Source organism: Reyranella sp., assembly GCF_965249915.1.
GTDB lineage: Bacteria > Pseudomonadota > Alphaproteobacteria > Reyranellales > Reyranellaceae > Reyranella.
Map to the genome: position 1 here is coordinate 3748917 of NZ_OZ252257.1, position 12574 is coordinate 3761490.

At 66.2% G+C, this 12574-nt stretch carries 14 protein-coding genes; 1 reads left to right on the forward strand and 13 read right to left on the reverse strand.

Annotation, left to right across the window (positions count from 1 at the left end):
• Positions 1–24: 24 nt before the first annotated feature.
• The 9 genes from urtA to ACP15H_RS18590 form a co-directional block, all read right to left on the reverse strand.
• Positions 25–1329, reverse strand: coding sequence for an urea ABC transporter substrate-binding protein (urtA, locus tag ACP15H_RS18550; protein WP_425067631.1), 1305 nt, complete (start codon positions 1327–1329; stop codon positions 25–27).
• Positions 1330–1422: 93 nt separating this feature from the next.
• Positions 1423–1995 carry a HupE/UreJ family protein gene (locus ACP15H_RS18555; protein ID WP_425067632.1) on the reverse strand — a complete coding sequence of 191 codons (573 nt, stop codon included), beginning with the start codon at positions 1993–1995 and terminating at the stop codon, positions 1423–1425.
• Positions 1996–2011: 16 nt separating this feature from the next.
• The gene (ureG, locus tag ACP15H_RS18560; RefSeq protein WP_425067633.1) at positions 2012–2635 is read right to left on the reverse strand and encodes an urease accessory protein UreG; all 624 of its coding nucleotides are present in this window, start codon (positions 2633–2635) and stop codon (positions 2012–2014) included.
• A complete protein-coding gene (locus ACP15H_RS18565) occupies positions 2632–3048 on the reverse strand; it encodes a DUF3995 domain-containing protein (RefSeq protein WP_425067634.1) in 417 nt (138 codons plus the stop codon). The genes ureG and ACP15H_RS18565 overlap by 4 nt, the downstream gene beginning before the upstream one ends.
• Before the next feature lie 8 nt (positions 3049–3056).
• The gene (locus tag ACP15H_RS18570; RefSeq protein ID WP_425067635.1) at positions 3057–3752 is read right to left on the reverse strand and encodes an urease accessory protein UreF; all 696 of its coding nucleotides are present in this window, start codon (positions 3750–3752) and stop codon (positions 3057–3059) included.
• A complete protein-coding gene (locus ACP15H_RS18575) occupies positions 3745–4233 on the reverse strand; it encodes an urease accessory protein UreE (RefSeq protein WP_425067636.1) in 489 nt (162 codons plus the stop codon). The genes ACP15H_RS18570 and ACP15H_RS18575 overlap by 8 nt, the downstream gene beginning before the upstream one ends.
• A 122-nt stretch (positions 4234–4355) precedes the next feature.
• The gene (gene ureC, locus ACP15H_RS18580) at positions 4356–6401 is read right to left on the reverse strand and encodes an urease subunit alpha (protein ID WP_425067637.1); all 2046 of its coding nucleotides are present in this window, start codon (positions 6399–6401) and stop codon (positions 4356–4358) included.
• Between the two features lie 11 nt (positions 6402–6412).
• Complete coding sequence (locus ACP15H_RS18585; RefSeq protein ID WP_425067638.1) at positions 6413–6715, reverse strand: urease subunit gamma; 303 nt, start codon at positions 6713–6715, stop codon at positions 6413–6415.
• 52 nt (positions 6716–6767) lie between these two features.
• Positions 6768–7586 (reverse strand): urease accessory protein UreD, encoded by an 819-nt coding sequence (locus ACP15H_RS18590; RefSeq protein ID WP_425067639.1) that lies wholly within the window; start codon positions 7584–7586, stop codon positions 6768–6770.
• A gap of 30 nt (positions 7587–7616) precedes the next feature.
• On the opposite strand from ACP15H_RS18590, the gene greB reads away from it, so the two are divergent.
• The gene (gene greB / locus ACP15H_RS18595) at positions 7617–8168 is read left to right on the forward strand and encodes a transcription elongation factor GreB (protein WP_425067640.1); all 552 of its coding nucleotides are present in this window, start codon (positions 7617–7619) and stop codon (positions 8166–8168) included.
• 174 nt (positions 8169–8342) lie between these two features.
• Here the strand turns inward: greB and ACP15H_RS18600 are convergent, their stop codons facing one another.
• From ACP15H_RS18600 to pcaH, 4 genes are all read right to left on the reverse strand, one after another.
• Entirely contained in the window at positions 8343–9926 is a 1584-nt protein-coding gene (locus ACP15H_RS18600; RefSeq protein ID WP_425067641.1) for an ABC transporter substrate-binding protein, read from the reverse strand.
• 75 nt (positions 9927–10001) lie between these two features.
• On the reverse strand, positions 10002–11303 hold the full coding sequence (pcaB, locus tag ACP15H_RS18605; protein ID WP_425067642.1) for a 3-carboxy-cis,cis-muconate cycloisomerase: 1302 nt from the start codon (positions 11301–11303) through the stop codon (positions 10002–10004).
• A gap of 4 nt (positions 11304–11307) precedes the next feature.
• On the reverse strand, positions 11308–11871 hold the full coding sequence (pcaG, locus tag ACP15H_RS18610) for a protocatechuate 3,4-dioxygenase subunit alpha (protein WP_425067643.1): 564 nt from the start codon (positions 11869–11871) through the stop codon (positions 11308–11310).
• Positions 11868–12569 carry a protocatechuate 3,4-dioxygenase subunit beta gene (gene pcaH / locus ACP15H_RS18615; protein ID WP_425067644.1) on the reverse strand — a complete coding sequence of 234 codons (702 nt, stop codon included), beginning with the start codon at positions 12567–12569 and terminating at the stop codon, positions 11868–11870. The genes pcaG and pcaH overlap by 4 nt, the downstream gene beginning before the upstream one ends.
• Between the last annotated feature and the right edge of the window lie 5 nt (positions 12570–12574).

Genomic DNA, 12574 nt, shown 5'->3' on the forward strand with positions numbered 1-12574 from the left:
GTCCTGTGAGTCCTGCGCGTCGACCTACTTGGCCGCCTTGCCGATGCACTTGTTGGCGACCGTGTCGAAGTTTCCGCAGTTCACGGGCTTCGTCCAATCAGCCTTCAGGTTCTTGGAGTCGTCGAGGATCGGCGACCACGCGGCGCCCGGGACGAGGCCGGGAGTCTTCCACACCACGTCGAACTGGCCATTGCCCTCGATCTCGCCGATCAGCACCGGCTTGGTGATGTGATGGTTCGGCAGCATCTCGGAGACACCACCCGTCAGGTTGGGGACCTTGATGCCGATGATCGCGTCGATCACCTTGTCGGGATCGGTCGTACCGGCCTTCTTGACCGCCTCGACCCACATGTTGAAGCCGATCACCGAAGCTTCCATCGGATCGTTGGTCACGCGCTTCGGGTTCTTGGTGAAGGCCTGCCAGGTCTTGATGAACTCAGCGTTGGTCGGATCCTTGACCGACTGGAAGTAGTTCCAGGCCGCGAGATGGCCGACCAGCGGCTTGGTGTCGATGCCGGCCAGCTCTTCTTCGCCGACCGAGAAGGCCACGACCGGGATGTCCTTGGCCTTGATGCCCTGGTTGCCGAGTTCCTTGTAGAAGGGAACGTTGGCGTCGCCGTTGATGGTCGACACGACGGCGGTCTTCTTGCCGGCCGAGCCGAACTTCTTGATGTCGGCCACGATCGACTGCCAGTCGGAATGACCGAACGGCGTGTAGTTGATCATGATGTCTTCCTTCGCGACGCCCTTCTGGAGCAGGTACGCCTCGAGGATCTTGTTGGTCGTGCGCGGATAGACGTAGTCGGTACCGGCCAGGACCCAGCGCTTCACTTCGCCGCCGTCCTTGCTCATCAGGTAGTCGACGGCCGGGATCGCCTGCTGGTTCGGCGCGGCGCCGGTGTAGAACACGTTACGCTGGCTCTCCTGTCCCTCGTACTGGACCGGGTAGAAGAGGATGCCGTTCAGCTCCTCGAACACCGGCAGCACGGACTTGCGGCTGACCGAGGTCCAGCAGCCGAACACCACCGCGACCTTCTCCTTCTGCAGCAGCTCGCGCGCCTTCTCGGCGAACAGCGGCCAGTTCGACGCCGGGTCGACCACAACGGCCTCGAGCTTCTTGCCCAGAAGGCCGCCCTTCTTGTTCTGCTCCTCGATCATCATCAGCACGACGTCCTTCAGGGTCGTCTCGCTGATCGCCATCGTGCCCGACAGTGAATGGAGGATACCGACCTTGATCGTCTCCCCCGCCTGGGCAAACGCGCTGGTCGCCGCGCTGGCCACGAGGCCGGCGGCAACGAGGCCCGTCCGCATGAGTGTTCCCAATTTCATCCCGCTCTCCTTGTCTTTCGACGGACTCTCCCCGTCAAAAATCAAGGAATGCGAAAGTCGTGCCAAACCCGCCGGATGCCCTTGGGATAAGGATTAGTTGGCGATCAGGACGAGCGCGCCCCCGGCCATCACGGCGCCGCCCAGGGCGCGCAATCCCAGGTCGCCGACGGCGCGGCGCGCAACCCAGCCGAGTCCCAGGCCCGCAGCATGCAGCAAGGCCGTGGCCGCAACGAAGCCCAAGATGTAGAGGCCGGTCCCGCTCGTCGGCGCTTCGATGGCATGGGCGTAGCCGTGGAACACCGCAAAAAGTCCGACGATGGCCATGGCCAACGCAGACGGCATACGCACTGCAGCCATGATGAGCGCGCCTAGCAGCAGGACCGATGCAACGATACCCGCCTCTACCATGGGCAGTTTAATGCCCGCGAATCCGGCAGCTGCTCCAACTAGCATCATCGCGATGAAGGAAGCCGGCACGAGATACGCGGCTGCCGGGCGCTTTGCGGCCAGCAGCGAGGCCCATACGCCAACACCGATCATCGCCAGCAGGTGATCGACGCCGGTAAAGGGATGAGCGAATCCCGAGGTCTCATGCCCCGGGTGGGCCAGCACGGGGCTTGCCACCATAACGAGCAGAACCGCCAGGCGGATCGTTCGAATGTTCATTGAGTGCTCCTATCTTCTAGTTCAGCCGTGCAGGCAGGCCGCCTTGCCGTACGATGAAGGCCGCGATGTCTTCCAGGCCCTTATTCTCCTTGAGATTGGAGAAAATGAAAGGCCGCTGACCGCGCATTCTGCGGGCGTCGCGATCCATGACGCCAAGGTCGGCGCCGACCAGCGGCGCCAGGTCGATCTTGTTGATGACCAGCAGGTCCGACCGCGTGATGCCCGGGCCGCCCTTGCGCGGGATCTTCTCGCCGGCAGAGACGTCGATCACGTAGATCGTGAGGTCGGCCAGTTCGGGAGAGAAGGTCGCGGCGAGATTGTCGCCGCCGGATTCGACGAAGATGACCTCGAGATCCGGCCACTTGCGAACGATGTCGGAGACGGCGGCGAGATTGATCGAGGCGTCCTCGCGGATCGCGGTGTGCGGGCAACCGCCCGTCTCGACGCCCACGATGCGCTCGGGCGCCAGCGCGCCGGCACGGGTCAGGAACTCGGCGTCTTCCTTGGTGTAGATGTCGTTGGTGACGACGGCGATGTCGTAGAGATCGCGCATGCGCTTGCACAGGCGTTCGACGAGCGCGGTCTTGCCCGATCCGACAGGGCCGCCGACCCCCACTCTGAGCGGACCACGCAGGCTCATTTGTCCAGTTCTCCAGCCACCAGGGCGATATATCCCACGCCGAGCAACAGGCAGTAAGGCGAATAGTATCGTCTGTTGCGCGTGGCAAACGGTTCGATCGTGAAATGTGCCTTCCAGCGATGGCTGAAGCCCGCGATCCCGCGCGCGACAAAGATGCCGGCGATCATGTAGGTGCCCGCCAGCACCGCGGGTTGGTCGATACGCCCCAGCACGTACCAAGGCCATAGAGCCATCACGGCGAGGACCAGCGCCACCAGGAAGCACTGCCAGGCCGGCGGCATGCGGCGGCGTCCGTCGCCGACGACGCTCCGCGCCAGGGCCTCCTCGCTCGCTTCCGGCCAGTGGCTGCCCAGCCCCCACACCACGTGGATGACGGCAATGGCGCCGACGCCGATCGTCAGAAGAAGAGCCATCAGGGCTGTCATGAACGGAAAAGCCGCGTGTATTGGGTTTCGTGACGGAGCGAGCACCAGTCGAGCAGCGGCGTCGCCGTTCCGACCTCGTCCAGGGAGTCGACAGCGATGGCGGCCCGGGTCGTTTCGTTGACCGAAGCTTCGAGCGAGGCCAGGGCGATCTGGCCGTCGGTCTGACCGAGCGGCACGGCCCGCAGCGCTGCCGAGATCAGATTGGCGGTGAAGGCGTGGAGATAGGCCGCCAGCGCCTGTTCGAGCGCGATGCCGTGAACCGCGGCGGCGAGCGCCACGGCGACCGGCAGGGCCAGTTCGCCGTCGAGGCGCCGGTGCGCCTCGTCGAGGGCGGCATGCGGCCAGGCCGTCCGGGTGATGGAGAGGAACGAGCCGCCCTGCTGGCGCGATTCCAGCGCCATTTCCGAGGTGCCGCGCCAGGCAGCGGCGCGCTCGGCAACGGCGTCGAACGCGGGCCAGTCGGCCTCGACGGCCGCCCGCCAGCCCGCCGCGAACAGGGCGCCGTCGACCGCGCCGGTCCCGAGCCGCAGGACGCTGTCCAGCCACGCCACCAGCGAGGTGCGGTCCCGGATCAGCCCCTCTTCCACCGCCGTCTCCACGCCGTGGCTGTAGCTGAAGGCGCCGATCGGATAGGCCGGCGACAGCCAGGCGAGCAGCCGGTAGAGCGGGTCGCCTCCCTTCGGGCTAACCATGGCGCTCCGCGTGCAGCTCGCCATGCCGGTGTCCGGTGTCGTGATTGTGCTGGCCGTAGGCGCCGCCCTCCGGATCGAAGGGGGCGCGGACCTTGCGCACCTCGGCGCCGAGGCCCTTCAGCATGTCGACGATGACGTGATCGTCGCGGATCAGGATGCGATCGCTGTCGATCTGCGTCGGCAGGTGGCGATTGCCGAGATGCCAGGCGAGACGCGCGAACGCCGCGGCGTCACGGCCGCGCACCTCGACGAGATCCTCGTCGGCGGCCTTCACCTCGACGAAACCGCCCTCCTCCAGTTTCAACCCGTCGCCGGTGTGCAGCACCACGGGTTCGACCAGGTCGAGCAGGAAATCGAGACCACCGTCGCCCAGCATGCGCAGCCGGCGCCGGTAGCGATCGTCGAACAGCAGCGTGACGGTGTCGGTTCGCTCGGAGGCCGGCCAGCGGCCGGCGCGCACGACCTCTATGGCGCGCTTCATGGGCTTCCCATCGCGCAACAAGCCCCAATTGTCACCCCGAGCGCAGCGAGGGACCTTTGAAGCCGCAGGAAGGGTCCCTCGCCGCGCTCGGGATGACAATCTTGGGGTCGCATGCGCCGTGCCTAGAACAGAAAATACCTTTGCGCCATCGGCAGCGACGTCGCCGGCTCGCACGTCAGCAGCTCGCCATCGGCCCGCACCTCGTAGGTCTCGGGATCGACGTCGATCTTCGGGCAGGTCGAATTGTGGATCATGTTCTTCTTGCCGATCTTGCGCGTGCCCTTCACCGGCAGCAGCGAGCGGGTGAGGCCCCACTTCTTGGCAACGCCCTTGGTGATGGCGGCCTGGGAGACGAACAGGACGGGGCTCGTCACGAGGCTGCGACCGAAGGCGCCGAACATCGGCCGGTAGTGGACCGGCTGCGGCGTCGGGATCGAGGCGTTGGGATCGCCCATCGGCGCAGCAACGATCGAGCCGCCGATCAGCACCATGTCGGGCTTGGCGCCGAAGAAGGCCGGCGACCACATCACGAGATCGGCGCGCTTGCCGACTTCGACCGAGCCGACATGCTTTGCGATGCCGTGAGTGATGGCGGGATTGATCGTGTACTTGGCGACGTAGCGCTTCACGCGGAAATTGTCGTTGTCGCCCTTCTCTTCCTTCAGGCGCCCGCGCTGCTTCTTCATCTTGTCGGCGGTCTGCCAGGTGCGGATCACGACCTCGCCGACCCGGCCCATCGCCTGGCTGTCGGACGACATCATCGAGAAGGCGCCCATGTCGTGGAGGATGTCCTCCGCCGCGATGGTCTCCTTGCGGATGCGACTTTCGGCGAAGGCCACATCCTCGGGGATGGCGGCATCGAGATGATGGCAGACCATCAGCATGTCTAGATGCTCGTCCACGGTGTTGACCGTGTAGGGCATGGTCGGGTTGGTCGAACTGGGCAGCACGTTCTTCTCGCCGGCCAGGCGGATGATGTCCGGCGCATGGCCCCCGCCCGCCCCTTCCGTGTGAAACGTCGCGATGGTGCGGCCCTTGAAGGCGGCGCGCGTCGTCTCGACGAAGCCCGATTCGTTCAGCGTGTCGGTGTGGATCGCGACCTGGACGTCGTAGCGGTCGGCGACGCTCAGACAGTTGTCGATGGCGGCCGGGGTCGTGCCCCAGTCCTCGTGCAGCTTGAGGCCGCAGGCGCCGCCCTCGATCTGCTCCTTGAGGCCGGCCGGCTTGCTGGTGTTGCCCTTGCCGAAGAAGCCGAGATTCATCGGCAGGCCTTCGGCGGCCTGCAGCATGCGCCCCATGTGCCAGGGGCCGGGCGTCACGGTCGTCGCCAGCGTGCCATGCGCCGGGCCGGTGCCGCCGCCCATCATCGTCGTCACGCCGCTGTAGAGCGCATCGTCGATCTGCTGCGGGCAGATGAAATGGATGTGGCAGTCGATGCCGCCCGCGGTGATGATCTTGCCTTCCGCCGCGATCGCTTCGGTGCCGGGACCGATGATGATGTCGACACCCGGCTGGACGTCGGGGTTGCCGGCCTTGCCGATCGCGACGATCACCCCGCCCTTGAGGCCGATATCGGCTTTCACGATGCCCCAGTGATCGACGATCAGGGCATTGGTGATGACGGTGTCGACGGCGCCCTGCGCGCGCGTGCGCTGGCTCTGGCCCATGCCGTCGCGGATCACCTTGCCGCCGCCGAACTTCACTTCCTCGCCGTAGATCGTGTGATCCTTCTCGACCTCGATGAAGAGCTCGGTATCGGCCAGCCGGACCTTGTCGCCTACGGTGGGACCGAACATATGCACGTAGGCCGAGCGCGAGATGCGGGTCGGGCCTTCGTTGGAGGGTCCGACCTTGGCGATGGGACCGAGTTTGCCGCCGACCCGTCCCTGAAAGCCATGGCTCTCGCGGCCGCCCATGTAGGGCGTGAGCCGCACGGTGCGCGACTGGCCCGGCTCGAAGCGCACGGCGGTGCCGGCGGCGATGTCGAGCCGCATGCCCTTGGTCCGCTTGCGGTCGAACCTCAGGGCGTCGTTGGTCTCGAAGAAATGATAGTGGCTCCCAACCTGGATCGGCCGGTCGCCGGTATTGGCGACCTCGATGGTGATCGGGTTGCGGCCCTTGTTGAGTTCGAGCTCGCCGGCGCTCGGGAGGATTTCACCTGGAATCATGGCGTCTCTCCTCAGCGAATCGGCGCATGGACGGTGACGAGCTTGGTGCCGTCGGGAAAGGTCGCCTCGACCTGGATCTCGGCCAGCATGTCGGCGATGCCGTCCATCACCTGGCCCCGCGAAATCACGTGCGCCCCGTCGCGCATCAGGTCGGCGACCGAACGACCGTCGCGCGCGCCCTCGACGACGAAATCGGTGATCAGCGCCACGGCCTCGGGATAGTTGAGCTTCACGCCGCGTTCCAGGCGGCGGCGTGCCACGACGGCTGCCATGGCCACCAGGAGCTTGTCTTTCTCACGCGGCGTCAGATTCATCGACCGTTTCCCCCTGCCGGTTGGGCCCGACTATAGCGCGACCCGGTTTGCATCAAACATGCCAAACGCGAGGCAAGCGACGGCCGCGAAATTCGGTCAGAAACCGGATCGTCGCATGGCGCACCGCGGTCGCTTCGCCCAGCAGGCGCGCGACCAGGATACCGTTCACGACGGTGACGCCCGCCCGCACTTCATCTGCAGCTTCGAGCAAGGCGCGGGCCTTCTCGAAATGCGGTTGGGGCGTATCCCACACGCCGATCACCGTCGCCAGAGCATTGGCGGCCCCGAAACCCGCGCCGTCCGGCGTCTCGCCTTCGACGCGCAACGTATCCGTCCAGACCAGACGACCGGGACGGCGCACCGACCAGGCGTCGAGCAGCAGGCCGGACGTGAAGCGTTCGCCCGAAGCGCCGCGCCCAAGGACCACCATCTCGCAGGCGAGAAGCGAGCCGCCTTCGACCACTTCGGCCACCGTCCGGCGCTTCAAACGCGCGCCCTCGAAGACGATCGTCTCCTGGGGCAGCCAGTCGAGCGTCGCGCCCTCGGCGACCCGCACATCGACCTCGATCGTGCAGGGAGCGCTACCCCGCGAGGCGCGGTAGATCTTCTCCGCCGCCTGCGTGGTCGCCACTGCCTCCGCTCCCGGTCCGATCTCGACCGCCATCTTCAGGGCATCGCCGCCCGTCACGCCGCCCGACGTGGTGATCATCACGGCCTGCGGCGGTTCGCCCACCTCCGGCTTGGGGAACAAAACCCGGCAGGGGTGGCGTTGGTAGAGGTCGCCCAGGCGTGTCTTGCCGTCCCGCAGGTCGAAGGTGACCCGGCTTTCGCCGGAAGAGCGCTGCATGCGGGGGGAGAGACTGGTGGTCATCGGCCCCGACTTGATAGATTAAGGATCGAAATGAGCAAGGCCTTCACCAAGGAAAGCGACGACGGCGACGAGGACGACCTGCCCGACGATGTCGGCGGATTGCCTCCCGGCGCCAAGAACTACATGACCCCGCAGGGCTTCGAGCGCATGCGCGAGGAGCTGATGACGCTCATGCGCAAGGAGCGGCCCGAGGTCGTACAGGTCGTGTCCTGGGCCGCCGCCAACGGCGACCGCTCGGAGAATGGCGACTACCTCTACGGCAAGAAGCGCCTGCGCGAGATCGATCGCCGCATCCGCTTCCTCAGCAAGCGGCTGGAACGCTCCGAGGTCGTCGATCCGGCCAAGCGACCCAAAACCGACCGGGTGTTCTTCGGCGCCACCGTCACCTACGTGAATTCGAAGGACGAGGAGCGGACGGTCAAGATCGTGGGGGTCGACGAGGTCGATCCCGCCCGCGGCCACGTCAGCTGGATCTCGCCGATCGCCCGCGCCGTCATGCGGGCGAACGAAGGCGATTCCGTGCGCATGAACACGCCCGGCGGCGAGGAAGAGATCGAGATCCTGAAGGTCGAGTACGTTTAGTTTCGACGGCGGTTGGAGCGAGCCGGTCACAAGAAAACCCCGTCGTCTCGACCGCAGCACCGAAGGTGCGGAGTGGAGACACCTTCGCTCCACCAAAAGCCGGCAAGTCGTCGAGAGAAGATCTCTCCGCTCCGCGCTGCGCGCTCCGGTCGAGATGACGGGCCTTTGAAATAGTCACGTCGCGATCAGCGCCAGATCCTGGAACCAGCTCTGGGCTTGCGTATAGGACTTGATGCGCGACGACAGTGCGCGCGGTGTCCTGTCGTGATAGATCCAGATCATCACGGCATCGTCGACGGCCTTGGCGTGAATCTGCGCCGCCAGGGCATCCTGCTTGTCGGGGTCGAACGTGTTCTGCAGTTCGACCACCAGCCGGTCGACCTCGGGATTCTTGTAGCTGCTCCAGTTCACGCCGACCGGCGCCACCTGGTCCGAGGCGAAGAAGCGATTCACCGCGTAGAACGGATCGGACGTGACGTGGGTGACGTTGGTCGCCGTCACGTCCTTGTTCATCTCGGCCTTGGCGCCGCTGCGCCACCCCGTCATCAGCGCCTTGAGTTCGACGGGCTTGAAGTCGATGGCGATGAAGCTCTCCTTCAGCATCTCCTGGATGGCCTCGTTGACCATCTGGTTGGTGCCGCCGGCCTGGATGGAAATCCTGGCCTTCATCGGATTGGCCTTGCCGTAGCCGGCCTCGGTCATCAGCTTGCGCGCCGCGTCCGGCGCGTACTTGATCTCGAAGGTGGGCTTGCCGAACCAGGGGCTGGTCCGGTCGACCTCGCCATAGGCAGGCTGCACCAGCCCGTTGAGCAGCTTCACGATTGCGTCGCGGTCGATCGCGAGATTGGCGGCCTTGCGCACCCTGATATCGGTCCAGGGCGAGCCCTCGACCAGCGAGGGATGATAGTTGAAGACATGTGGCGTGACGTTGGTGCTGATGCGCGCTCCGCTCTGCTTCAGACGATCGATGATGTCGGGCCCCGGCGCATCGATCATGTCGAAGGCGCCGGAGATCAGCGCGGCACTGCGACCGGAATCCTCGGGCGCGCAGATCAGGACGATGCGATCGACCTTGGGCAGACGCTTGGGGTTCCAGTACGCCTCGTTCTTCACCAGTTCGGCCCGCTCGCGCGGCACCAGCCGGGCGAGCTTGAACGGACCGGTGCCGGCGGGCGCGGAGGCAAACTTGTTCCAGTCCCGGCCGACCTTCTCCCACTGCGCCGGGCTCGAGACCAGGAACCACAGCAATTGATAGGGGAAGAGCGAGTCGACGGACTTGGTCTTGATCTCGACTTCCATCGGACCGGTCTTGCGATAGCTGACCATGCTCGGCAGGCGGGGCCGGACCTGGGCGGCCTGGCGCTGGTCGAACTGCGCCGCATCCTTGTTGAAGATCTTCTCGAAGTTCCAGATCACCGCATCGGCGTCGAAGGCCGATCCGTCATGGAATTTCACGCCGTCGCGCAACTTGAACGTCCACAAGGTCTTGTCCGCGTCGCCGACCTTCCACTCGGTCGCGAGGCCCGGGATCATCTTGCCTGGCCGGTCCGACACGTCGAGTTCCCAGGCGATCAAGGGATCGTAGAGGGTGAGGCCGGTATATTGATAGGCATTGGCGCCGCGATCCGGCTGGCCCGTCGTCAGCGGGATGTCGGTCATCGGGATGCCGTAGCGAACGATCTTTTCCTGCGCCCAAGCGACCCGAGGCAGGGAAAGCGCTGTCGTTCCAGCCAACAACGAACGGCGCGAGAGCTTCATGGTCGCCTCCTGACGGGGAAATGCCTGCCATGGGCATGCGACTCCCGTGCCAGAGTGGCAGCGCCGCCCGGCGGATCACCTCCGTTTCAGGTCCGCCAGCAGCCGATCGACGAACTTCGGCGAATAACCAACCAGGGCCGCGCGGTCGGCCAGCTCGGCTTCGAGCCGACCCAGCGCCTGGGCGAAGGATCCGCCCTTGGCCAGCGCCTGCTCGACCAGCGCATGCGCCTCCCGCTTGCCCATCTTCCGGGCCAGCAGGAACGTCGCGCGCTCGGCCAAGACGGCGGCCTCGGCGGCGTCCATATTGTCCTGCAGCGCCGCTGTATCGATGGTGAGGCCCGACGCGACCTCTGCCATCACCTCGACCGCCGATCCCAATGCTTCGACGAGCGACGCGAGCGTCGGCCATTCGGCCTGCCAGCCGCCCAGTGCACGCTCGTGTTCCTGAGGCATTGCCGACACGATGGTCGCCGCCAGCATCGGCGCCCGCGCCGCGGCCGAGAGCACGAGGGCCGCGCCGACCGGATTGCGCTTGTGCGGCATGGTGGAGGAGCTGCCGCGTCCTGGCCCCGACGGCTCGGAAGCCTCACCGACTTCGAACTGCATCATCAGCGCGATGTCGCGCGAGGCCTTGGCGAGCGCCCCGACGACAAGCGCGCAATCCTGCGCGAAGGCCGCGACCCGGACCCGTTGCGTGAACCACGGTCCCGGCGGCAGTGCGAGCTTCAGCTGCTTCGCCAGAACCTTCATCACCGGCTCGGCTTCCGGTCCCAGCGCCGTCAGGCTTCCCGAGGCGCCGCCGAACTGCACGATCTGCGTTTCGCCGAAACTCTCGATGAGGCGCCGCCGGGCGCGGTCGATGTCGGAGGCCCAGCCCGCGATCTTCTGCCCGAGCGCGAGCGGCGTCGCCGGCTGCAGCAGGGTGCGGCCCAACATCGGCGTTGCACGATGCTTCTTTGCCAGACGCGCAAAGGCAGAGACGATGCCGTCGAGCGCCTTCAGGAGCGGCGGCACCGCCTCGCCGAGCTGCAGCACCATCGCGGTGTCGAGGACATCCTGGCTGGTTGCGCCCCAATGGACATAGTCCGCCGCCTTGGCGTCGCGCCGGGCGACTTCCTGGGTCAGCGCCTTCACCAGAGGCACGGTCAGCGTCGCCGTCCGGCGCGCCGCCTCGCCGAGCGGGGCCGGATCGTAGAGCGAGGCATCGCACGCCGTCACGATCACGGAGGCCGCGCGCTTCGGAATCAGACCGGCGGCCGCCGTTGCCACGGCAAGCGCGGCTTCGAAGCGAAGCATGTGGCGCAGGGTGGCTGTGTCGGAAAAGGCTTCCGCCGTCGCAGACGACGAACCCAATGCAGTGACGAGACGGCCGGCCATGCGGTCAGCAGTCGAAGAAGACGGTTTCGTTGGGGCCGCCGAGATAAAGGGGCAGCCGCCAGACGCCCGCCTCGTCGCGAGTCGCGATCAGGGTGGCGCGCCGCGCGGGATCGACGAGCTTCAGCACAGGATCCTCGGCCAACGCCGGATCGCCGTCGAAATAGAGGCGCGTCGCGAGACGATTGAGGACGCCGCGGGCAAACACCGAGATGTTGATGTGCGCCGCCTGCAGGCCGCCGGCCGGCCACGGCACGCGGCCGGGTTTCACGGTGGCGAAGCGCGCGCATCCCGTCGTGTCGGTCGACGCCCGACCGAAGCCTTCGAACCCGGGATCGAGCGGCAGGTTGCGGCGATCCTCGGGATGGTTGTAGCGACCGTGGCTGTTGGCCTGCCAGATCTCGAGCAGGCCGTCCGGCACGATTGCGCCCTCGGCGTCGTGCAGGGTCAGCGCGATCTCGATCCTGTCCCCGGCGACACCGGGCATCGCCAGGTCCTGGCGATAGGCATTGGTGACCGTGCCGAAGTAGAACGGACCGATCGTCTGCGATGGCGTCAGCGCCCGGCTCATGGATTCTCCATCGGCGTGGCATGGCGACCGCGCAGCACGATGTCGAAACGATAGGCCAGCGCCCATCCGGGTTGCGTCGTGTCCATGTCGAAGGCGGCCTGCAGCCGTTCCCGCGCGCCTTCCGGCACCGAGTTGTAGATCGGGTCGAAAGCGAGAAGCGGGTCGTTCTGGAAATACATCTGCGTGATCAGGCGCGTGGCGAAGGCCGGCCCGAACAGCGAGAAATGGATGTGCGCCGGCCGCCAGGCATTGTGGTGGTTGCCCCACGGATAGGCGCCGGGCTTGATGGTGATGAACTTGTAGTTGCCGTCGGCGTCGGCGCGGGCACGCCCGCCGCCGTAGAAATTCGGATCGAGCGGCGCGTCGTGCTGGTCGCCGGGATGGTGGTAGCGACCGGCCGCGTTGCACTGCCAGATCTCGACCACCGCCTCAGGGACTGGCCTGCCGTCCTCGTCGAGGACGCGACCGTGCACGATGATGCGTTCGCCGAGCGGCTCGCCCATACGCCGGCGCGTGAGATCGTTCTCGCCGGCATCGAGCCGCTCTTCGCGCAGCAACGGCCCGGTGATCTCGGACAAAGTATGCGGCAGCACGATCGCCGGCTTCGAAGGCGAGCGGCTGACCGTGGACTTGTAGGCCGGCGAGAGATTGGGCGGGTGATGCCCTGCAGCCGGACGGCGGTACGTTTCCTCTTTCATACCGC